Annotated in this window: 19 protein-coding genes; 11 read left to right on the plus strand and 8 right to left on the minus strand. The window is 70.7% G+C overall.

The window, feature by feature from the left end:
- Positions 1-116: 116 nt before the first annotated feature.
- The 4 genes from KCQ71_RS08410 to KCQ71_RS08425 form a co-directional block, all read right to left on the minus strand.
- A complete protein-coding gene (locus tag KCQ71_RS08410) occupies positions 117-509 on the minus strand; it encodes a rhodanese-like domain-containing protein (protein WP_223404796.1) in 393 nt (130 codons plus the stop codon).
- A gap of 227 nt (positions 510-736) precedes the next feature.
- Positions 737-2,011: a nucleotide disphospho-sugar-binding domain-containing protein gene (locus KCQ71_RS08415; RefSeq protein WP_223404798.1), complete on the minus strand. Its 1,275-nt coding sequence runs from the start codon at positions 2,009-2,011 to the stop codon at positions 737-739.
- 55 nt (positions 2,012-2,066) lie between these two features.
- Positions 2,067-2,642, minus strand: coding sequence for a hypothetical protein (locus KCQ71_RS08420; protein ID WP_223404800.1), 576 nt, complete (start codon positions 2,640-2,642; stop codon positions 2,067-2,069).
- 135 nt (positions 2,643-2,777) lie between these two features.
- Entirely contained in the window at positions 2,778-3,428 is a 651-nt protein-coding gene (locus tag KCQ71_RS08425) for a mycothiol-dependent nitroreductase Rv2466c family protein (protein WP_223404802.1), read from the minus strand.
- A 254-nt stretch (positions 3,429-3,682) separates the two neighbouring features.
- On the opposite strand from KCQ71_RS08425, the gene pepN reads away from it, so the two are divergent.
- The 3 genes from pepN (at position 3,683) to KCQ71_RS08440 (ending at position 8,163) form a co-directional block, all read left to right on the plus strand.
- Positions 3,683-6,253, plus strand: a complete 2,571-nt coding sequence (pepN, locus tag KCQ71_RS08430; protein ID WP_223404804.1) for an aminopeptidase N — start codon at positions 3,683-3,685, stop codon at positions 6,251-6,253.
- A 49-nt stretch (positions 6,254-6,302) separates the two neighbouring features.
- Positions 6,303-7,226 carry a phosphotransferase family protein gene (locus KCQ71_RS08435; RefSeq protein ID WP_223404806.1) on the plus strand — a complete coding sequence of 308 codons (924 nt, stop codon included), beginning with the start codon at positions 6,303-6,305 and terminating at the stop codon, positions 7,224-7,226.
- A 94-nt stretch (positions 7,227-7,320) separates the two neighbouring features.
- Positions 7,321-8,163 carry a PhzF family phenazine biosynthesis protein gene (locus KCQ71_RS08440; RefSeq protein WP_223404807.1) on the plus strand — a complete coding sequence of 281 codons (843 nt, stop codon included), beginning with the start codon at positions 7,321-7,323 and terminating at the stop codon, positions 8,161-8,163.
- Between the two features lie 35 nt (positions 8,164-8,198).
- On the opposite strand, the gene KCQ71_RS08445 is transcribed toward KCQ71_RS08440, so the two are convergent.
- The 3 genes from KCQ71_RS08445 to malQ are packed head-to-tail and all read right to left on the minus strand — an operon-like array spanning position 8,199 to position 11,930.
- Entirely contained in the window at positions 8,199-9,269 is a 1,071-nt protein-coding gene (locus tag KCQ71_RS08445) for an SDR family oxidoreductase (RefSeq protein ID WP_223404809.1), read from the minus strand.
- A 6-nt stretch (positions 9,270-9,275) separates the two neighbouring features.
- On the minus strand, positions 9,276-9,776 hold the full coding sequence (locus KCQ71_RS08450; RefSeq protein ID WP_223404811.1) for a PTS sugar transporter subunit IIA: 501 nt from the start codon (positions 9,774-9,776) through the stop codon (positions 9,276-9,278).
- Positions 9,777-9,779: 3 nt separating this feature from the next.
- A complete protein-coding gene (malQ, locus tag KCQ71_RS08455; protein ID WP_223404813.1) occupies positions 9,780-11,930 on the minus strand; it encodes a 4-alpha-glucanotransferase in 2,151 nt (716 codons plus the stop codon).
- Between the two features lie 147 nt (positions 11,931-12,077).
- On the opposite strand from malQ, the gene KCQ71_RS08460 reads away from it, so the two are divergent.
- The gene (locus tag KCQ71_RS08460; RefSeq protein WP_223404815.1) at positions 12,078-12,941 is read left to right on the plus strand and encodes a mechanosensitive ion channel family protein; all 864 of its coding nucleotides are present in this window, start codon (positions 12,078-12,080) and stop codon (positions 12,939-12,941) included.
- A gap of 28 nt (positions 12,942-12,969) precedes the next feature.
- On the opposite strand, the gene KCQ71_RS08465 is transcribed toward KCQ71_RS08460, so the two are convergent.
- On the minus strand, positions 12,970-13,209 hold the full coding sequence (locus KCQ71_RS08465; RefSeq protein WP_223404817.1) for a PTS sugar transporter subunit IIB: 240 nt from the start codon (positions 13,207-13,209) through the stop codon (positions 12,970-12,972).
- 128 nt (positions 13,210-13,337) lie between these two features.
- On the opposite strand from KCQ71_RS08465, the gene ptsP reads away from it, so the two are divergent.
- From ptsP to KCQ71_RS08500, 7 genes are all read left to right on the plus strand, one after another.
- On the plus strand, positions 13,338-15,026 hold the full coding sequence (gene ptsP, locus KCQ71_RS08470) for a phosphoenolpyruvate--protein phosphotransferase (protein WP_223405002.1): 1,689 nt from the start codon (positions 13,338-13,340) through the stop codon (positions 15,024-15,026).
- A gap of 129 nt (positions 15,027-15,155) precedes the next feature.
- Positions 15,156-15,581: a globin gene (locus KCQ71_RS08475; RefSeq protein WP_223405004.1), complete on the plus strand. Its 426-nt coding sequence runs from the start codon at positions 15,156-15,158 to the stop codon at positions 15,579-15,581.
- A complete protein-coding gene (locus tag KCQ71_RS08480; RefSeq protein ID WP_223404819.1) occupies positions 15,578-16,465 on the plus strand; it encodes an acyl-CoA thioesterase in 888 nt (295 codons plus the stop codon). Before KCQ71_RS08475 ends, KCQ71_RS08480 begins: the two co-directional genes overlap by 4 nt.
- Positions 16,466-16,702: 237 nt before the next feature.
- Complete coding sequence (locus KCQ71_RS08485) at positions 16,703-18,784, plus strand: alpha-amylase family protein (protein ID WP_223404821.1); 2,082 nt, start codon at positions 16,703-16,705, stop codon at positions 18,782-18,784.
- Entirely contained in the window at positions 18,781-19,731 is a 951-nt protein-coding gene (locus KCQ71_RS08490; protein WP_223404823.1) for a D-2-hydroxyacid dehydrogenase, read from the plus strand. The genes KCQ71_RS08485 and KCQ71_RS08490 overlap by 4 nt, the downstream gene beginning before the upstream one ends.
- 36 nt (positions 19,732-19,767) lie before the next feature.
- The gene (locus tag KCQ71_RS08495; protein WP_223404825.1) at positions 19,768-20,730 is read left to right on the plus strand and encodes a carbohydrate ABC transporter permease; all 963 of its coding nucleotides are present in this window, start codon (positions 19,768-19,770) and stop codon (positions 20,728-20,730) included.
- Between the two features lies 1 nt (position 20,731).
- Positions 20,732-21,616 carry a carbohydrate ABC transporter permease gene (locus KCQ71_RS08500; protein ID WP_223404827.1) on the plus strand — a complete coding sequence of 295 codons (885 nt, stop codon included), beginning with the start codon at positions 20,732-20,734 and terminating at the stop codon, positions 21,614-21,616.
- Positions 21,617-21,633 lie beyond the last annotated feature (17 nt).

Here is a 21,633-nt window from a genome sequence, read left to right on the forward strand (position 1 = left end):
GTCCGACCGCGCCCGTATGTGGTTCGCACCTGGACGCCGCGGTGCCGGCCCCGGGCCCCCCCACGGGCCCCGGGGCCGCTGCGGTGCGCCGGTCGCCGGCGCGCCACGCCGCCGGCTCAGCCGGCGTTGATCACCGGGAGCCCGGCAGCTCGCCAGGCGGTGAAGCCACCGGTGACGTAGGTGGTCCGGGCGATCCCGACGGCGTCGAGCCCGGTCGCGAGTTCGGCCGCCAGGGTTCCGTCCTCGGTGAGCAGGATCGCGTCCGCGCCGCGGCCGCTGTGCACGAGCCACGTGGGCAGTTCCCGCGGCTCGATCGTGACGGCGCCGAGGTCCGGGTGGATCGCGCCGGATCCGGCCCGGTCCTCCGCGGCGCGCAGGTCCACCACCACCGCACGCGAGTGGAGTGCGTCCTGGTAGGCGGCGCGGGCGCTCAGGGCCTGCTCGAAGGTGGTGCGGGTGGGGGCGGCGTTGAGGACGATGTCCCAGGTGGTGCCGGTGGTGATGGCCATGTCATGGCTCCAGGGTGTGCAGGCTGGTCGGGTGTGTTGGGGTCGCGCTCAGGCGCAGCAACACATCAGACATGCCCGCATGACGCGGGTCCGCACTCCGTTCACCATGGGTACAGCCAAACAGGCCGGGTGGTCCGTGACGACCACCCGGTCGCACGTCTCACATATCGAGATGACGGGTCGCCGATCCGACGTCATCCTCAGGCCGGAAGGCCGTCCTGCGCCGCTCAGCCCTCGGCGGGTGATGCGCCCTCGAGGTTCTCGAGCTCCCGGAGCAGCGCGTCGCCGGCGGCGTCCTGCGCGACGGCCGCACCCATCGTCCGCGCTGCCCGTGCGAAGGCCGGGTCGGAGAGCACCCGGTTGATCGCACGGGCGATGGCCGGCGTCGACGACTCCCGCGAAATCGTGATCCCGGCGCCCCGGTCCGCGATCCGCACGGCGTTGTCCGCCTGGTCGCGGCCGTGCGGGAGCACCACGGTGGGCAGCCCGGCAGCCAGGGCCTTGATCACGGTCCCGTGGCCGCCGTGGGTCACGACGGCGGCCGCCACAGGGAGCACCTGCGCGTGCGGCGCGGCGGCCACCACGCGCACGTTCGGGGATGCGTGGATCGTCGACGGGTCGAGCGCCGGTCCGGTGGTCACCAGGCCGCGCACCGGGAGCGCCCCGAGGGCGTCGGCGATGCGTTGCAGGCACCCGGTCTGATCCTGGAACGTCGAGGACATCGCGACCAGGACGAGGGGCTGGTCGCCGGGCGGCGGGGTCCAGTCGCCGCCGGCCCAGGGCGGGTCGTCGAGCACCGGTCCGACGTACCGGGCATTGGCCGGGAGGGTGGCCGGGAAGTCGAACGCCGGGCTGGTCATGACCAGCTCCCGGCGGGCGCGATGGACCTGGTCCCAGATCGTGGGTACCGGGGCGAGTCCATGGGCAGCACGCGCCGCGTTGACCCGGTCCAGGCCGTAGCGCCCGAGCAGTCGGGTGCTCATCGCGTTCATGGCCCGATCGCGCAGCACTCCCTGGCGACCGGTGGCGGGCCGTAGGCCGAGCCCCATCGGTGGCATCCCGGGCGCCGGCATCGTGTAGATGTTCGGCAGCAACACGTCGAACGGCACCCCGTTCGCCTCGGCACCGATCATCGCACCGAGGGCGGTGAAGGAGGTGAGCACGAGGTCCGGCCGGTCCGTCTCGATGGCGGCCGCCACGTCACGGGCCTGGCCGGACGCGGGGCCGGCGATCATATGGTCGGCCATGCCCCGGGCGAGCGCGAGGGGGTCGGTGGTCTCCCAGTCCCGGTAGGCAGTGTGCGCAACGCTACGGTCGGGCCGGTTCGGCGCGTGCCGCCATGGCACGAACGCGGCCCCGGCGGCCGCCACGTCCGCGGCCATGGAGTCCTCACCGAGCACCCGCACCCGATGACCGCGTTCGACCAGCCGCCGCGCGACTCCGAGTTCGGGCGGAACGGTGCCGCCCCCGTCGACCAGGGCGAAGAGGTACGCGTGCGACACGGGGGCTCCTGCTCGGTGCGGGTGTGACCTGACCCCCACGACCCTACCGACGACCTCAGTACTGGCTGGAGCCGCCCCTGGCGATCGTCACGCCGTGCCCGGTGCTGATCGCCACGCACGTGACGCCGTCGGTCTCGCTCGTGCAGAGGAAGTCGCCGACGACGGTGCTGGCGCCGTACGCGAGGTCAGGCAGGTCGGCCGGTGCCTCGGTGGGCGCCTCTGCGCCGCAGATCGGGTCGGCGCTCTCGGCGGTGACCCGCCAGTAGTGTCCGGCGATCGCCGCGTCGCAGTCCTCGACGGCCGGAGGCGTGAAGGTGATGTCCCCGATCATGCAGGTGGCGCTGTCGTCGTCTATCTGGCACCAGATGTTGCGGCTCGGTGACGAGAACGCGGCGACGTCCAGAGCATCCTCCGGCACGGTGACGGCGGGTGCCTGCGTGGTGGGTTCGGTGTCGCCCGTTGCCTCGGACTGAGCGTCCGTTGCCCCGGTCGTCGCGCCGTCCGTGCCACCGTCCGTTCCGGAGTCACCACGGGGGTGCGTGACCAGCATCACCACGAGGATCCCGATGAGGATGACGTCGATGACGATGAGCGCGATCGCCCAGCCGCCGAGCGCACGTTGTTTCGCCATCACTTCCTCCTCCGGAACCGCCACCGGTACCGCCTTCGCGGCCCTGGGAACTCCCATACGGTACGCGGTCCGCGCAGGTGCTCGCGATCCCAGGCCCTCGGCGAGGGCCCAGGGACACCGGCGAAACCATCGGCGTCAGTCGAAGACCGGGCCCTGCTTGCGGGTGCGCTTGATCTCGTAGAACCCCGGGTAGGAGGCCACCGTGACCACACCGTCCCAGAGCCGGCCGGCCTCTTCGCCCTTGGGCGCGGGCGTGATCACCGGGCCGAAGAACGCGGTGCCGTTGAAGGCGACGACCGGCGTGCCGACGTCCTCGCCCACCAGGGAGATCCCCTCGGCGTGGGAGGCCCGCAGCGACTCGTCGTAGGCGTCGGAGTCCTCGAACCGGATCAGGTCCGCGGGCAGGCCCACCTCGGCCAGCGCCTCGACGAGCACGTTGTGCCGGTCCTCGCCACGCCCGCCCGGGTGGAACCGGGTCCCGATCGCGTCGTAGAGCGGCTTGACGACCTCCTCGCCGTGCAGCTCACGCGCAGCATTGATCACGCGGACCGGTCCCCACGACTTGTCGAGCATCTCCCGGTAGCCGGGGTCCAGGTCGCGGTCCTCGTTGAGCACGGACAAGCTCATGATGTGCCAGCGCACACTGATGTCGCGGACCTTCTGCACCTCGCCGATCCAGCGTGAGGTCATCCAGGCCCACGGACAGGCCGGGTCGAACCAGAAGTCGGCGACGTCCTTGCTGGTCTCACGGGCTACGTCGGTGGCGGTCTCGGTTGCGGTGCTCACGGTGCTCCTTCGGACGGGTTCGGCGGGGGCGAGTTCTCAACGTTGGCGGCAACACCGGCCCCCGCCGTGGCATTCCGGGGTGGGGTCGCATCTCGCTGGGTGGTCGTCGGCACGGCCGGCCGATCCGCCCGGGGTCCGGGGCCCGCATTTATCGGTTTCCGGCCGAGCAGGCGGAGGTGGCAGGATCGCACCACGGCCCACCGGCCCACCATCACCGTCGATACCACCAGCTCGTCGATCAAGGAGTCACGTCCGTGCCCGGAGAGAACCTCACCCGCGTCGAGGCCCAGGAGCGCGCTGCGCTGCTGAGCGTGTCCAGCTACGAGGTCGAGATCGACCTCACCCGCGGTGCGGAGGTGTTCGGCTCCACGACCACGGTCCGCTTCACCGCCACCGCGGGTGCGTCCACCTTCATCGACCTCATCGCGCCGGTGGTGCACGACGTCGTGCTCAACGGGGTCGCGCTGGACCCGGCGGAGGTGTTCGCCGACTCCCGGATCTCCCTGACCGGGCTGGCCGACGAGAATGAGCTGCGCGTGGTCGCCGACGGCGCCTACATGAACACCGGTGAGGGCCTGCACCGGTTCGTCGACCCCGTCGACGACGAGGTCTACCTGTACTCGCAGTTCGAGGTCGCCGACACCCGGCGCGTGTTCGCCGTGTTCGAGCAGCCCGACCTGAAGGCGACCTTCCAGTTCACGGTGACTGCGCCGTCGGGCTGGCAGGTGGTCTCCAACTCCCCGACCCCCGCACCCACGGGTGGCGGCGAGAGCGCCACGTGGACGTTCGCCCCGACCGGGGTGCTGCCGTGCTACGTCACCGCGCTGGTGGCGGGCCCCTACCACCGGGTCGACGGCGAACTCACGTCGAGCGACGGCCGCACCATCGCGCTCGGCGTCCTCTGCCGCGCCTCGCTGGCGGAGCACCTGGACGCCGAGAACATCATGGACATCACCCGGGCCGGGTTCACGTTCTACGAGAACGCGTTCGAGGTCCCGTACCCGTTCGAGAAGTACGACCAGCTGTTCGTGCCCGAGTTCAACGCCGGCGCGATGGAGAACGCCGGCGCGGTCACATTCGTCGAGACCTACGTGTTCCGCTCCAAGGTGCCCGAGGCGACCGTCGAGCGTCGCGCGGTGACGATCCTGCATGAGCTCGCGCACATGTGGTTCGGCGACCTGGTGACCATGCGCTGGTGGAACGACCTGTGGCTGAACGAGTCGTTCGCCGAGTACGCCTCGACCCTCGCCACGGCCGAGGCGACCCGATGGACGCAGGCATGGACGACGTTCTCCTCGCTGGAGAAGTCCTGGGCGTACCGACAGGACCAGCTGCCGTCCACGCACCCGATCGTCGCGGAGATCAACGACCTCGAGGACGTTGAGGTGAACTTCGACGGCATCACCTACGCCAAGGGTGCCTCGGTGCTGAAGCAGCTCGTGGCGTGGGTCGGTCAGGACGACTTCCTGGCCGGCGTACGGGAGTACTTTCGCAAGCACGCCCGGTCCAACACCGAGCTGAAGGACCTGCTCACCGAGCTCGAGGCCACCAGCGGCCGGGACCTGACCGCATGGTCGAAACTGTGGCTCGAGGAGGCCGGCGTGACGCTGCTGCGCCCCGAGCTCGAGGTGGACTCCCAGGGCCGGATCACCTCGTTCGTGATCACCCAGGAGGCACCGGAGACGAACCCGGTGCTGCGGCCGCACCGCATCGCCGTCGGCGGCTACGACGTCGACGCCGACGGAGCCCTGGTGCGCACCCACCGGGTGGAACTCGACATCGACGGCGCGGCGACACCGGTACCGGGTTTCGTGGGCATCGACCGCCCGCAGCTGATCCTGGTCAACGACGACGACCTCGCCTACGCCAAGGTGCGCCTCGACGAGACCTCCCTGGCCACCGCCGTCGAGCACCTGCGCGACTTCACCGACTCGCTGCCGCGCAGCCTGGTGCTGGCGGCCGCCTGGGACATGACGCGTGACGGCGAGTGGCCGGCGAGCCGGTTCATCGACCTGGTCACGGCGAACATCGGCGCCGAGACGGACTCGACCGTGGTGCTGGTGCTGCTTCGCCAGCTCGCCACGAGCGTCGAGTACTACACCGACCCGGCGGCCCGGGAGCACGTCGCCGCAGGCGTCGCGGACGCGCTCTGGGAGCTCGCGGGGGCGGCTGAGGCAGGGTCGGACTCGCAACTTCAGTTCGTCAAGGCATTCGCGGCACGGGCCACCACCGACGCCCAGGTCGACACCCTGCGTGGTCTGCTCGCCGGTGACGTCTCCCTGGACGGGCTCGCCATCGATACCGACCTGCGCTGGAGCCTCCTCAACGGGCTGACCGCCGGCGGCGGCGCGAGCGAGGCCGAGATCGCGGCCGAGCTCGCACGGGACTCGACGGCGGCCGGCCAGCGGGCCGCGGCGGCGGCCCGGGCGGCGATCCCGACGGCGCGGGCCAAGGAGGCCGCGTGGGCTGCAGTCGTCGACGGCGACGAGCTGCCGAACGCCGTGCAGGCTGCGGTCATCGAGGGCTTCGGTCGCGCCCGCGACCGAGCCCTGCTGGCTCCGTTCTCAGGCCGCTACTTCGACGCCCTCGAGAAGGTCTGGGCCGAGCGCACGAACGAGATCGCGCAGAACATCGTGGTCGGCCTGTACCCGGCGCAGCTCGCGGACATCGACACCTCCACCGGTGTCGACGTGCTCGCCCGCACCGACGAGTTCCTGGACCGGCTCGGTGAGCGCACGCCCTCGTTGCGCCGCCTCGTGGTGGAGTCCCGGGACACGGTGCGCCGCGCGCTGGCGGCCCAGGCGGTCGACCGCGCCGCTCGCTGAGGCGAGTCGCCTGGTGCGCGGACGAACTGTGCGGCCTAGGGTGCGCGGGATGGATCTCTCTCATCTCGGCGCGCCGATCGGGCCGATGACCCGCGTCCATGGCGGGTTCGCCAACCGGATGTATCGGCTCGACACTGACCAGGGCTCCTTCGCGGTGAAGGAGCTCAACCTCGACGACCGCCGCAGGACCTACCGCGTCGGCGACGTGTTCAGGTTCGAACAGGCTGCCTTCGCCGCCGGCATCCCCATGCCAGAGCCGATCTCGGCCAGCGACCACCTGCTCATCCACCGGTGGGTCGATGGCCAGAAGGTGCCCGAGGCACCGGTGCCGGCGGCGTTCGCGTTGGAGATCGGTGAGATCCTCGCGCGCATCCACGCGCTCGACGTCGAGTGGACCGAGGAGTCGACCGAGGACCCGACGCCACGGGACTGGCCGGAACTCGCCGCGCGGGCGGCGGCGACCGGCCAACCGTGGGCCGACGAACTCGCCTCCCACGTCGAGGCGTTCCTCGCCATCGCCCACTTCGTCGACACCTGCGAGCGGCCGGGCCCGGTCGTGCTGACCCACAAGGACATCCAACCCTGGAACCTGCTTGCTCGCGACGATCGGCCGGTGGTGCTCGACTGGGAGCTCTCGGGAATGCTCGACCTCGCCGGCGAGCTCGGCTCGACCGCGCTGGGCCTCGCGAAAGGGCCTGGCTTCGACACCATCGAGCCCACCAGCTTCCGCTCGGTCCTCGATGGCTACGTCGCAGGGGGCGGCGCGCTGCCGCCCTCGGGTCCGAGCTGGTTCGTGTTCACGATCGCCGGCTGGTTGGGACACACGAGGTGGCACATCCTCCGCTGCCTCGCCGAGGTCGAGCCGAGCACCGGTCCTGACCTCGCGCTGTCGCACGAGGTCGTCCGCGACGGCGTGCAGGGCCTGCCCGACGTGTTCCGCCGACTTCCAGAGTTCGAGGCGCTGCTCTCGTGAGCGTGACCCGCGAGTGCGTAACTGCGTGCGCGGATCTGTCGCATGCTTGGGTGGCGCGAAAGCCACCCGTCCGCGAGGAGAAGGAACCGTCATCGTGACTCGCCACCGCCCGTTCGCTCAGGTCAACGTCTTCTCGGCCGACCCCTATCTGGGCAACCCCCTGGCCGTGATCCACGACGCTGACGACCTCGACACCGAGCAGATGCAGCGCATCGCCCGGTGGACCAACCTGTCCGAGACGGTGTTCCTGCTCACGCCCACGACCGCGGAAGCCGACTACCGGGTGCGGATCTTCACCCCCGGCGGAGAACTGCCCTTCGCCGGCCACCCGACGCTGGGCTCGGCGCACGCCTGGCTCGAACACGGCGGAACACCCCACGACGCGCACGTCGTGGTCCAGGAGTGCGGCGTCGGCCTCATCGACGTGCGCCGCGACGCCGACCTGCTCTCCTTCGCCGCCCCACCGACCTTGCGCAGCGGCAACCTTGACGAGCACGACCTGGACCGGATCGTGGCCGCGTTCGGCATCGACCGCACCCAGGTCCTCGCTCACCAGTGGATCGACAATGGACCCGGCTGGGCCGTGATCCGTCTGGCCACGGCCCAGGAGGTGCTCGACCTCAACCCCGACCTGACCCTGATCCCGGACGCGATGATCGGCGCGCTCGGGCCGTACCCGCCTGGTTCGGAACACGCCTACGAGCTGCGCAGCTTCGCACCCGGTGTCGGCGTGGCCGAGGACCCGGTGTGTGGGTCGATGAACGCGTCCGTCGGCCAGTGGCTCGTCCGCACCGGCGAGACCGTCGACGGCTACCGCGTCTCCCAGGGTCGCAGGCTCGACCGCGCCGGAGACATCACCGTCACCGTCGACGCCGACCGGGCCGTCTGGGTCGGCGGCCAGACACAAACGCTGTTCCGCGGTACCGCGCTGGCCTGACGGTCCGGACGTCACCGGAGCGCGTGGTGCCGACCTCAGACCGGTGCCCGCAGTTCCTCATCCCCGAGATGGCGCCGGAAGAAGTCGACCATGACCGGCGCGTACTGGTGGAACGGCGGGCACGTGAGTCCGCTGCGGGCCAGGTGCCGGCCGGCCTCGGTGGTGTCGTAGCGCACCGGGTGGTGGAGGAAGACGAGGGACTCGAACGGGGTCCCACCGACGTAGCGGCGCACGGGTGTGAGCGAGAGCAGCGGGCGCAGGAGCGAGTCGGTGACGGCAGGCCCCCGAGGGTCCTTGCCGGTCAGTGCGCGGGAGAGGACGCGCACGAACTCCGCCGTGGTCAACGGGTCCGGATCGGCGAGCTGCAGGGTGGCACCGACGGTCTCCGGGTCGCGCGAGCACGCCGCGATCGCATCGACGACGAAGTCGACCGGCACGGCGTTGAAGGTGGCCTCCTCGCTGCCCATGGTCCCGACGGTCAGGCCGAACTGGTTCATCCGGTGGATGAACCACAGGATGAAGTACGGGCCGTCGAACCGCTGGGTCCGGCCGGTGCGTGAGTCACCGACAACGATGCCGGGCCGGTAGATCGTGGTGGGGACCTGCGGCATCGAGTCCCGGACGAGGACCTCTGCTGCGAACTTCGTGGCCTCGTAGTGGTTCTTGAAGCCTTGGCCCTCGTCGAGCTCGGACTCGAGGACCACACCGGTCCGCTCGCCCCCGACGTAGCAGGTGGAGACGTAGTGGAGGCGCTCCAGCCGGGCGCAGCCACGGCAGAAGTCGAGGACGTGCCGGGTGCCCTCGACATTGACCCGGGTGGCGATCGCCTCGGCGACGGCGAGGTCGTAGACCGCGGCCAGGTGGTAGACCCGCGCCACGGTGTCGGCCAGGTCGACGTAGAGGGCTTCGTCGAGTCCGAGTCGGGGCTCGGTGATGTCGCCCTCGATCACCCGGACCCGGTCGCCGAACTCGCGTGCCACCGCCCGGGCGCGGTCGACCATCCGCGGCTCGACCAGGGCGTCGACCACGACGTCGTCGTCGACGAGCAGGGCCCGGACGAGCCGCGTCCCGATGAAGCCCGGGAACCCCGTGAGCAGGCACCGCACGGCGGGTCAGGCCCAGTCGAAGAGCGGGTCCCCGGCGTCGAGCACGTCGCCGAGCTCCACGCACTCGGTGAGGGCCGCCGCCCTGCTGTCCAGGGCGATCACCGGGCAGATCGGGCTGCGTCCACCGTCGACGACGGCCTGCGGGGACCAGGTCGTGACGAGCTGGCCCGCGACGACGTCGGTGCCCTCGGCGACGTGCACCGTGAACCCGTCGCCGGCGAGCTGCACGGTGTCGATGCCGAGGTGCACCAGCACGGCGTGACCGTTGCCGTCCGCCACCACGAACGCGTGTGGGTGCACCTTGACGAGGGTGCCGCCGATCGGGGCGATCACCTCGACCTCCCCCTCGCGATGCGGGTCGACCGCAACGCCGGGGCCGACGATCGCATCGGCGAACACCGGATCTGGCACCTCGGTCAGCGCGACCGCGCGACCCGGCATTGGCGCCAGGACCGTGACCGCGCCGACGGCCGACGTGGCCGGCCGGTTCCTGCCCGTCGCCGCCATCGCTCAGGCCTGCTCGCGCAGTTCCTGGGTCAGGGCGGCCACCAGTGAGGCGAACCGGGCGTTGCCGGCCAGGTCCTCGACGAGCACGACCTTCTCCCCGCCGTCGGCCAGGGGCACCTTCCAGTTCGGGTACTCGGTGTCGGTGCCGGGCTGGTTCTGGGCGCGGCGCTCCCCCACCGCGTCGGCGAGGCCGACCCCGATCAGCACCGACGGTGTCTGTGCGACGTACCGGTGCAGCGCCTCGACGATCTGCCGTTCGGTGGGGTCCTCGGGCAGCAGGAACCGGTGCCGCAGGGCCTCGAGCATCCGTTCCCGTTCGACCTGGGCGGCCAGGCGAACGGTGGCGACCGGTTCGGTCAGCAGCCCGAGCCGGTCCCGCAGGTCCACGTGCTCCTCGGCCAGGTAGCCGGCGGTCGGCGGCAGGTCGTGGGTGGTCACGGTCGACAGCACGAGGGAGCGGTACTGCTCCGGAGGGAGCGGTCGGTCGTCCTCGCGCTCGAACCAGAGCACGGACGTGCCGAGGATGCCCCGGTCGCTCAGGTAGTCCCGGACCCAGGGCTCCACGGTGCCGAGGTCCTCGCCGATGACGATGGCACCGGCCCGGTGCGCCTCGAGGGCGAGCACCCCGATCGTCGCCTCGTGGTCGTAACGCACGTACGTGCCCTGAGCGGCGCCGGCGCCCTGCGGGATCCACCACAGTCGGAACAGACCGATGATGTGGTCGACCCGGAGCGCGCCAGCGTGCCGCAGAACCGTACGCACCATGTCCCGGATCGGCGCGTACCCCTGCTCGGCGAGCACGTCCGGACGCAATGGGGGCTGGGACCAGTCCTGGCCCTGCTGGTTGTACATGTCCGGCGGCGCCCCGACGCTGATCCCGCGGGCGAGCACGTCGCGCAGGGACCATGCGTCGGCTCCCTCGGGGTGTACCCCGACGGCCAGGTCATGCATGACGCCGATCCGCATGCCGGACGCGAGCGCCGTCTCCTGCGCCCGCTTCAGCTGGGAGTCGGCGATCCACTGGAGCCAGCAGTGGAAGTCCACCCGCTGCGCCAGCTCCCGGCGCAGTGCGAGGGTCCGAGCCGCGCTGCTCTGCTCCACCGACAGCGGCCAGTTGGACGCGTCGTACTTCTCCTGGACCGCGCACCAGAGTGCGAAGTCCTCCAGCCCCTGGCCCTGGTCACGTCGGAACCGCTCGAACGCGCGCTGACGGGAGCGGGACCGGCCCGACGTGTAGATGGTCTCCAGGGCGGGCTTCTTCACGTCCCAGACGGCGTCCCGGTCCAGCGGGCCCGGCTCGGTGTTCGTGTCCTGGATCTCCTCGATGCCCCATTCCAGCAGCGTGCGCTGGGAGGTGGGCAGGTAGCCCACCTCGGGGATGTCCTCCGGGCGGATGTAGATCGGGTTGACGAACCGTCGCGTGGCCGGCAGGTACGGCGATGGCGTCATCGGCGCGCTCGGCTCGGCCGCGTGCAGCGGGTTGATGAGCAGGAAGTCGGCGCCCAGCTCCCCGCTCAGCGACGTCAGCTCGGTGAGGTCGGCGATATCCCCGATCCCCCACGACCGCTCTGAGCGGACCGAGTACAGCTGCGCCATCAGCCCCCAGGCTCGGTGCCCGAGATCCTCACGCAGCGGCGGAATCTCGAGCACGGCGGGGGTGACCGCGAGGACGGCACTCGCCTCGCTGCCGCCGGAGCCGACGGTCGCGACCAGCGTGTGCCACCCGAGTGGCAGGTCGATCGGCAGCAGGAACGTGGCGCGCCCGATCGAGCGGCCGTCCACGAGCCGCGGTTCGACCCAGTCGTCCACCTGCTCCAGGGCGCGGGAACCGCCGTCCTCCAGGTCCACTCGCAGGTGCACCGTCTCGCCGTCTGGGACGTGGACCGGCACGCGGGACTCGATGCCCGCCGTCACCACCACGCTCGGCGGCAGCACGCGGCGCCAGGGCGCGAGGTCGCACGCGGCCAGGGACCGCTCGACCTCGCGCGGACTGCCGGCCGGCACGTCCATCGCGGCGAGCACCGCGGTGATGGTCTCGGCGCTCACCGCACAGTGGTTCCCGTGGAAGTCCCAGAACTCGGTGGCGACGCCATGGGCGGCCGCGAGAGCCCGCAGGCTGTCACTGAGGACGTCAGTCTTGTCCTGATCGTTCACGTGAGGTTCCAGGCTCCTGAGTCAGTGCGAATGGTGGCGGGACGACTCCTGCCCTGATCTTGCCAGAGCGCGCGGCAATAGTCCGCGTGGCAACGCCCGGGGACCCGGGTGCTCGGCCAGCCGGGCACCGTGGTTAGGCTGACCGACGTGAACATCGCCGCGCCCGACGTCGTCGTCGCGCTGACCGGTGCCCCGCTGACGGTCCTGATCATCATCGCGGTCGCCAGTTTGACCACGGTCATCGTGCGCTTCCTGATCTCCCGGACGATCCGCGGGCTGATCGCCACTGAGGCGAAGGGCCTGCGACTCGCGCCCGAGAAACTCGGGGTCGCCCCGAACCCGCGCCGCAAGCAGCGCCTGGAGACCCTCCGGACGGTTCTCATCTCGACGATGACCGCGCTCATCGGGAGCGTCGCGGTGCTGATGATCCTGACCACCCTCGGGGTCAACGTGGCGCCACTGATCGCTTCTGCCGGCGTGGTCGGCATCGCCGTCGCGTTCGGGGCGCAGGCGCTCGTCAAGGACGTGATCACGGGTGGCTTCATGCTCATCGAGGACCAGTACGGTGTGGGCGACCGGGTGGAACTCGGCACCGGCGGCGGAATCCTCGCCTCCGGTGTCGTCGAGGAGGTGGGGCTGCGGATCACCCTCATCCGCGACGACGACGGCCGCCGTTGGTACGTTCGGAACGGCGAGATCCTGAGGGTCGCCAACCTGACGCAGGGCTGGGCCTACGCCGTGGTGGAACTCCGGGTCACGCGCACCACGGATCTCACCCTGGCGCGGACCACACTGAGCGAACTCACCACGCAGATGCGCAACGAGGACCTCTACGCGGACGTCGTCAGTCACCTCGAACCGGAGTGTCTGATCAATGAGGTCACGGCCGACCTGGTCGCTCTCACCTGGCGGGTGCGCGTCAGCGCCGACCACGACCAGCCGGTCGCCAGCGAACTGCGCCACCGGATCGCTGTGGCGTTCGCCGAGCGTGGCATCGAACTCGCCCCGTGACCACGTTCGCCGGACCGGGGCGCCGGCCTCAGGTGCCGGGGCGAAGCCCTTCGATGTCGGCAGCGAGGTCGTCCGCCTCCGGACCCACCACCACCTGCACGACGCGGCCGGAACGGACCACACCGAACGCACCGTGGGTGCGCAGGTCCTCCTCGTTCACGAGCGCCGGGTCATTCACCTCGACCCGCAGTCTGGTGATGCACGGCTCCAGGTCGACCACGTTCGCGTCGCCTCCCAGTGCGGCGAGGATGTCCTCGGCCTTGCTCACTTCTTCTCCCAACAAGCATCGTCCTGTGATGAATGACACTCTACAACCGGTGCCCGCCCCCCAGCGCGCTGGCCACAATATGACGAACCCCGTGCGACGGAAGGCGGACCACCGTGAGTAACGTCGAGATGGACGGCGTCGAGGTCGCCGGGAGCACCAGGCTCCAGGGCGTCGGGGTCTCCCCCGGACGGGCCGCCGGGCCCACCGTGCGCCTCGCCGCCGGGGTGCCGGAACCGCCGTTGCGGCGTTCCCCCGTCCCGCCCGAGGAATCGGTGGCCGCCCTCACGGCGGCCGCGGACGCCGTCGCCACCGAACTCAGGGCCCGCGCGGAGACCGTGACCGGCACCGCCAAGGAGGTGCTGGAGACGACCGCCCAGATCGCCACCGACCCCACCCTGATCAAGGACGCTCGGCAGCGCATCGCGACCGAGCGGGTCAGCCCCGAGCGAGCACTGTGGGAGGCGGCGGCCGCCGTCGCCGCCCAGTTCGAGGAGCTCGGCGGGTACTTCGCGGAGCGGGTCCGGGACGTCCACGACGTCCGGGACCGGATCGTCGCCCGGCTCACCGGGGTCCCGACGCCGGGGGTGCCGGCCCGCACCGAGCCGTTCATCCTGGTGGCGCAGGACCTCGCGCCCGCCGATACCGCACAGCTCGACCCGACCGTGGTCCGCGGCCTGATCACCGCCGAGGGCGGACCCACCTCCCACACCGCGATCCTCGCCCGGGCGCTCGGCATCCCGGCCGTCGTCGGCCTCGGCGAGGCGGCCGCGCAGATCGTCGACAGCACCGTGATCGTGCTCGACGGCGGATCGGGCGCCGTGGTCCTGGCGCCCACCTCCGAGGAGGTCGCCCAGGCGAGCGAGCAGCACGAGGCCCGCACGTTCTCCGGGCGAGGCGCCACCAGCGACGGGCACCGTGTGGAACTGCTCGCGAACGTCGGCGAGGTGGCCCAGGCCGAACCCGCCGCGGCGGCGGGCGCCGAGGGTATCGGACTGTTCCGCACCGAGTTCTGCTTCCTGGACCGGGACACCGAGCCCAGCATCGACGAGCAGGTCGAGGCCTACGGCACCGTGCTCGCCGCGTTCGCCGGCAAGAAGGTGGTGGTCCGCACCCTCGACGCCGGCGCGGACAAGCCGATGCCGTTCCTGAACCCTACGGACGAGGCGAACCCCGCGCTCGGGGTACGCGGGTTCCGCACCTCCTGGAAGAACCCGGACGTGCTGGAGAACCAGCTCGCCGCGATCGCGACGGCCGCAGCCGCCTCGTCCGCCGAGGTGTGGGTGATGGCGCCGATGGTCTCCCGGGTCGGCGAGGCCGAGGAGTTCGTCGCCGCCTGCACCCGGCACGGCCTCGAGACCGCCGGGGTGATGGTCGAGGTGCCCAGCGCCGCGCTGCTGGCCGGCCCGATCCTGGCCCGAGCCGCGTTCGCGTCCATCGGCACCAACGACCTGACGCAGTACACCCTGGCCGCGGACCGGTTGCTCGGGGCCCTGGCGCCGCTGTCGACCCCATGGGACCCGGCCGTGCTGTCGCTGATCAGGACCACCTGCGAGGGCGGGCAGGCCCAGTCGCGGCCCGTCGGGGTCTGCGGCGAGGCGGCGGCCGATCCCGCACTGGCCGCCGTGCTGGTCGGTATGGGCGTGACCAGCCTGTCGATGACCCCACGAGCCCTCGGTGACGTCGCCGCCGTCCTGGCCGCGACGTCCCTCGAGCAGTGCCGCCGCGCGGCAACCCTTGCCCTCGGCACCGACAACGCCGAAGCGGCCCGCCTGACCGCCCGCGAGGCCCTGCCGGCCCTCGCCGAACTGGGCCTGTGACGCCTGACACCCACCGCCGTCGGGCAGGTTGCCCGAGTGAACCGGCGATCCGGCGAGCATTAGGCTGACCGGGTGAGTACCGCCTCCTCCCCCACCCCGCCCCCGCCGGCCGGACGCCGCAGCCTCGGCCTGCGCGGCGCCGACGCGCCGCCGGCCCGCCGCCCGGACTCCTTCTACGAGGCGATCGGCGGCGAGCCCACGTTCCGCCGCATCGTGCACCGCTTCTACGAGCAGGTCGCGGGAGACGACATCATGTTCCCGATGTACCCGGAGCCCGAGGACCTCGGCCCCGCGGAGGACCGGCTGCGGATGTTCCTGGAGCAGTACTGGGGCGGCCCGACCACATATTCGGACACCCGCGGGCACCCGCGGCTGCGGATGCGGCACGCGCCCTACCAGGTGACGCCGACGGCCCGCGACCGGTGGCTGGAGCTCATGACCGTCGCGGTCAAGGAGGCCGGCCTGGCGCCGCTGCACGAGGCCACCCTGCTCGACTACCTCGAGCGCGCGGCCTTCTCCCTGGTGAACACCGCCGAGCCCGGGAGTCCGCAATGACCGAGGAGTCCGCGCAGGAGCCGGCCCGCCCACTCGAGGCCGTGCTGGCCGCACTGGAGCTGGACCAGGTCGACGAGGACACGTTCACCGGCCGGTCCCTGCCCCAGATCCATGGCCGGGTCTACGGCGGCCAAGTGCTCGCCCAGGCCCTGCTCGCCGCTGGGCGGACCGTGGCGCCGGACCGGCTCCCGCACTCGGTGCACGGCTACTTCCTGCGCCCGGGCGACCTCGACGAGCCGATCACGTTCTCGATCGAGCGGATGCGTGACGGCCGGTCGTTCAGCGCCCGGCGGACGCACGCCATCCAGTTCGGCAAGCCGATCCTCTCCATGATCACCTCCTTCCAGGAACCCCAGCAGGGCCTCGACCACGCCGAGACCATGCCGCAGGTACCGCAGCCCGGGGAGCTGGCCAGTTCAGTCGAGTTCTTCAACGCGCTCGACCACCCGATCGCTGCGTTCTTCTACCGCAACGGTGCGTTCGACATGCGGCACGTGGATGGCGCCCTGTTCACGAAGCCGGCCGCCGAGCGGACCGACACCCAATACCTGTGGATGCGCGCGCGGGCCGAGGTGCCAGGTAGCCAGCTGCAGCAGCGCGCGATGCTCGCCTACGCGTGCGACCAGATCATGCTCGAGCCGATCATGCGCCGCCACGGCCTCAGCTGGCGGACCAAGGGCGCGAGCGTGGCGAGCCTCGATCACGCCATGTGGTGGCACCGCGACGTCGACCTGGACGACTGGCTGCTGTACGCGCAGTCCTCGCCGTCCGCCAGCGGTGGGCGCGGTCTCGGTGTCGCGAAGGTCTTCGACCGTTCCGGCCTGCTGGTCGCGACGATCGCCCAGGAGGGCATGCTGCGGATCCCGGAGATCCCGAGCGAGTAGGCCGCCTCCGCGCGGTCCCGCACCGGGCCCGGTCACGCAGCCCCGCGCCGTGGCGCAGCGGGCGGCGTATCCACGCCGATCACGGCGTGCTCTCGTCGCCCGGAAACTAGATTGATCTAGTAACCAGCGCGCGATTCACCACGTCCGTGCGATGCATGGAGTTGACATCCCTACTAGATCGATCTAGTTTCGGTGCGTGCCCGGACCAGGGCACGACGATCTACAGGGAGCCGGTCAGTGACGACCACGTCCACGCTCGAGCAGTACCAGGAGCCGACCACCCGCTGGTGGCACTCGCCGTTCCGGATGTTCCAGACCAACCTGCGCGAGACAGACGTCACCTTCGACGTCGAGACCGTCCTCGATGCCATCGAGGACCACGGTGCCGACACCTGGCTCGTCAACGCGGGCGGCATCCTCTCCTTCTACCCCACCGATCTCGACTTCCAGACGCGCAACCCGCTGCTGGCCCGGCGGCCTGGTGGCGACCTGCTCGGGGATTGCCTCCGAGGCGCCCAGGACCGCGGGATCCGGCTCATGGCCCGGATGGACTTCTCCAAGATCGCGCCCCGGATCGCGGACCGCTTCCCGCACTGGTGCTTCCGGAGCGCGGACGGAGGGCGCCAGATCTATCAGGGACTGGTGAGCACGTGCCCGAGTGCCGGCTACTACCAGGACCGGGCTCTCGACGTGCTGGACGAGGTGCTCGGCCGCTACGACGTCGACGGCTTCTTCTGCAACTGGTTCGGTTTCAACGAGGTGGACTACGCGGGCACCTACCACGGCGTCTGTCACTGCGACGCGTGCGTGGCGGGCTTCGCGGCCTTCGCCGGCGGCGCGCGGCTGCCGGCGGGTCGCGATGACGCCGAGTACGGGCGCTGGCGGGCCTATGCCCGCGAGACGGTCGCGACCCTGACCGAGCGGATCCGCGAGCACATCAAGTCCCGCCGGCCGGAGGCCGCACTGATCCTCGGCGACTCCAGCGACATCGTCTTCCACGAGGCGAACAACGCCGTCGGACGTCCGCTGTGGCCGTACGCGACGTCCGCCGCTGTGAGTGCCTCCCGCACCGCACACGAGCAGACCCCGGTCCTGGTGAACTCTGTCGCGTTCGTGGACATGCCCTACCGGATGGCCGCCGAGGAGCCCCATCACTTCGCCACCTACTTCGCCCAGACGATCGCGCGTGGTGGGACCCCGTCGACCTACATCATGGGCGTTCCCGGAGATATCCCCTACGCCGGGCTCCCCGCGGCCCGGGCCATCACCCGCTTCCATCGTGATCACCAGGACCTCTATGCCGGCATCCGTCCGATCGCTCCGCTCGCCCTGATCCGACCGCCGGCCGCCGGCCGGGAACCAGCCGATGCCGCCGCGGCGACGGAGGAGTTCCACGGCTGGTTCGACGCGCTCGCAGAGGTCCACCTGGCGGCCGACGTGCTTGCCCTGGAGGAGGTCCCCCGGCTCGCCGTGGACGGTGCCCTGGCTCGGTTCGGTGTGCTCGTGCTCCCCGATGTCGGGCCCCTGACCCCCAGCGCCGCCCAGGTCCTGGACGCGTTCGTGGAAGCCGGCGGCACGCTCGTCGCCACCGGCTCGAGCGGCCTGCGCGACGGCCGGGTGCAGCTGGAGTCGATGCCGGCGACGGCGGAACTCGCCGTCGTCGGCGACGTCGAGTCCCTGAAGGGCACGTATGTCAGCGCGGGCCTGGAGTCCACCGCCGACAGCGGCGTCTACACGGCTCCCACCGTGCCCATCCTCGGCGCCGGGCGCGCCATGGCCTGGCGTGCGGACATCGACCGCTGGCTGACCGTCATCGGGCCGGCCCCCTACGGGCCCCCGGAACTGGCCCACGGCCAGCGCGCCACCGACCAACCGGGCCTCGCGACCCGCTCCTACGGGGACGGCACCGCCACCTACCTGCCCTGGACCGCCGGTCGCACCTACGACCGGCTCGGCACCCGCGAGATCCGCGACGTGCTGCTGAGCGGCGTGCCGGGTGCGCGGACCGGTCCCGACGGCGATCCCTGGGGTTGCCTTCGCCTCTGGGCGCCCGAGCAGCTCGAACACACCGTGCACCGAACGGCCGACGGGCGCGTCGTCGTGCACCTGATCAACCACAGCGGGCTGCGCCGACGGTCCTACGGACCGCCGATCCCGATCACCGGCGTTCGGGTCACCCCACCGCGCGGGCTGCACATCGCCGCGGCGACGGCCCTCGTCGCCGGTCAGGACGTGCCCGTGACACCTGCCGGTGAGCTGCTCCTACCGGCCATCGAGACGTTCGACGTCATCACGATCACAACCAAGGAGAACAGTTGACCGAGCACATCGTCGCCTTCGGATCACTCGACAGCCAGGTACGCAGCCGCGCCGAGGCCCTGTTGGCCGGCCGCGGCGTCCTGGAGGTCCTGTCGAGTGCCTCCGCCGCGAGCCCGGACACGCTGGCACGTGCGACCGCGATCGCGGGAACCCTGCGACCGGGCCAGCTGACGGCCGCCGTGAACACCCGGTGGGTGCACAGTTGGGCCGCGGGAGCGAACGCCGACCTGTCGGAGGAGATGCTCGCCAGCGACGTGACCCTGACGAGCTCGACCGGCAACGGCGGGATCCCTCTCGCCGAGCACTCCATGCTGCTGATGCTGATGCTCAACCGGGACGTGCCACGCTGGCAGCGCGCCCAGGCCGAGCACCGCTGGGACCGGTTCACCCACGGTGAGCTCAACGGCCGCACGGTCGCGATCGTCGGGCTCGGCAACGCGGGTGCGGACCTCGCCGCGAAGGCGCAGGCCTTCCACATGCACGTGCTCGGCGTCCGCCGCAGGGTCGACCTCCCCGTGCCCGGCGTGGACGAGCTGTTCGCACCGGAACGGCTCCACGAGGTACTGGCACGGGCCGACTTCGTGGTGGTCACGGTGCCACTGACCGCCGACACCAGGGGCCTGTTCGACGAGACCGCCTTCCGGGCGATGCCCGCTCACGCCCACTTCATCTGCATCTCCCGGGGCGGGATCGCCGACGACACGGCACTCCTGAGGGCATTGCGGGAAGGCTGGATCGCCGGGGCCGGCCTGGACGCGCACGGCACCGAGCCACTCCCGCCGGAGAGTCCCTTCTGGGACCTCCCGAACGTCATCGTGACACCGCACAACGGAGCGACGACCGGGGCCACCGCTGCCCGCGGCGGGGAGATCTTCCTCGGCAATCTCGAGCGTTTCCTGGACGGCGTTCCGCTGGCGAACATCGTCGACAAGGCCGCCGGGTACTGACTCAAGGCCGTCACCGCTACGCCAAAGGAGGCGTTGATGAGCGTGAACACCGCATCACCCCCAGGGACCACCGTCGCCGTCCCCCCGACCGGCGACCTCCCCGAGCGGGGGCGCCGCCGGCGCAAACGGAGGTGGGCCGCCTGGCTGTTCCTGCTGCCTTGGCTGGTCGGGCTCTTCGGGATCACCCTCGGGCCGATGATCGCGTCGCTGTACCTGTCCTTCACCGACTACAACCTGCTCGGCCGGTTGTCGTTCGTCGGTTTCGACAACTACGTCCGGATGTTCACCGACGACCCGCGCTTCGTCAGCGCGTGCCTGGTCACCCTGAAGTACGTACTCATCTCCGTACCGCTCCAACTGGCGTTCGCACTGGCCCTCGCCACGCTGCTGAACCGGGGCCTGCGCGGCCTGGCGTTCTACCGCTCGGTCTACTACCTGCCCTCCCTGCTCGGCAGCAGCGTGGCGATCGCACTGCTCTGGCGTCAGATCTTCGGGGGCTCCGGGCTCGTCAACACGGCGCTCGGGGCACTTGGCCTGACCGACCTGCCGAACTGGATCGCCACCCCCGAATGGGCGCTCGGCACCTTGATCGTGCTGAACGTCTGGACGTTCGGCTCTCCGATGATCATCTTCCTGGCCGGTCTGCGGCAGGTGCCGCAGGAGCTGTACGACGCGGCCAGCGTCGACGGTGCGAACGCGTGGGGACGGTTCCGGCGAATCACCATGCCGATGCTCACACCGGTGATCTTCTTCAATCTGGTGCTGCAGATGATCAATGCCTTCCAGGCATTCACGCAGTCCTACATCATCTCCGGCGGTTCCGGCGGTCCGGTCGACTCGACGCTCTTCTACACCTTGTACCTCTACCAGAAGGCGTTCACCGACTTCGACATGGGTTACGCCTCGGCGATGGCGTGGTTCCTGCTGGTCGTCATCGGCCTGTTCACCGGCGCAGCCTTCTTCACCTCCCGGTACTGGGTCCACTACGACGGGGAATGACATGACTTCGACCGCAACGCAACCCGCCGCTGTGCACGCCCCGGCCCTGAGGCCGCAACGTCGCCCGTGGCGTCGGATCGTCCTCCACGGCATCGTCCTGCTCGGGGGCATCGCCATGGTCTACCCGCTCCTGTGGATGGTGGCGAGCGCCTTCAAACCGGAGTCCGACATCTTCTCCGACCCCGGACTCCTGCCTGCGACGTTCACGACCGAGAACTTCACGCAGGGCTGGGACGCGCTCGGCATCCCGTTCTCGACGTTCTTCCTGAACTCATTCGTCATCGCGGCGATCTCGGTGCTCGGGAACCTCCTGTCCTGCTCACTGGCCGCCTACGCGTTCGCGCGGCTCGACTTCCGGTTCAAGAAGACGCTCTTCGCCGCCATGCTCGCCACGCTGATGCTGCCGTTCCACGTCACCCTCGTGCCCCAGTACATCCTCTTCCAGTCGATCGACTGGACGAACACGTACTTCCCGCTCGTGGTGCCGAAGTTCCTCGCGGTCGACGCGTTCTTCATCTTCCTCATGGTCCAGTTCATGCGGGGCCTGCCGAGGACCCTCGACGACGCCGCGACGGTGGACGGCTGCGGCCCGTTCGGAGTGTTCTGGCGGATCATCCTGCCCCTGATGCGACCCGCCCTCGCGGTTGCTGCGATCTTCACCTTCATCTGGACCTGGAACGACTTCCTCGGGCCGCTGTTGTACATCTCCGACCGTGAGCTCTACACGGCCCCGATCGCCCTGAACGCGTTCCTGGACTCGACCGGAGCCTCCTCGTGGGGCCCGATGTTCGCGATGTCGATCTTGTCGATCCTGCCGCTCTTCCTGGTCTTCCTGTTCGCCCAGAAGCACCTGATCAACGGCATCGCCACCACCGGGCTGAAGTAGCCGGCCCGGCCCACCAC

It is taken from the genome of Occultella gossypii, assembly GCF_019947135.1.
Classification (GTDB): Bacteria; Actinomycetota; Actinomycetes; order Actinomycetales; family Beutenbergiaceae; genus Occultella; species Occultella gossypii.

What these genes read in the sequence shown, in the direction of transcription:
- KCQ71_RS08435 (WP_223404806.1), top strand. Translation starts at nt 6,303, where the DNA reads ATGGATCTCTCTCATCTCGGCGCGCCGATCGGGCCGATGACCCGCGTC.
- KCQ71_RS08500 (WP_223404827.1), top strand. Translation starts at nt 20,732, where the DNA reads ATGACTTCGACCGCAACGCAACCCGCCGCTGTGCACGCCCCGGCCCTG.
- KCQ71_RS08410 (WP_223404796.1), bottom strand. Translation starts at nt 509, where the DNA reads ATGGCCATCACCACCGGCACCACCTGGGACATCGTCCTCAACGCCGCC.
- KCQ71_RS08480 (WP_223404819.1), top strand. Translation starts at nt 15,578, where the DNA reads ATGACCGAGGAGTCCGCGCAGGAGCCGGCCCGCCCACTCGAGGCCGTG.
- KCQ71_RS08495 (WP_223404825.1), top strand. Translation starts at nt 19,768, where the DNA reads ATGAGCGTGAACACCGCATCACCCCCAGGGACCACCGTCGCCGTCCCC.
- ptsP (WP_223405002.1), top strand. Translation starts at nt 13,338, where the DNA reads ATGGACGGCGTCGAGGTCGCCGGGAGCACCAGGCTCCAGGGCGTCGGG.
- KCQ71_RS08420 (WP_223404800.1), bottom strand. Translation starts at nt 2,642, where the DNA reads ATGGCGAAACAACGTGCGCTCGGCGGCTGGGCGATCGCGCTCATCGTC.
- KCQ71_RS08450 (WP_223404811.1), bottom strand. Translation starts at nt 9,776, where the DNA reads ATGGCGGCGACGGGCAGGAACCGGCCGGCCACGTCGGCCGTCGGCGCG.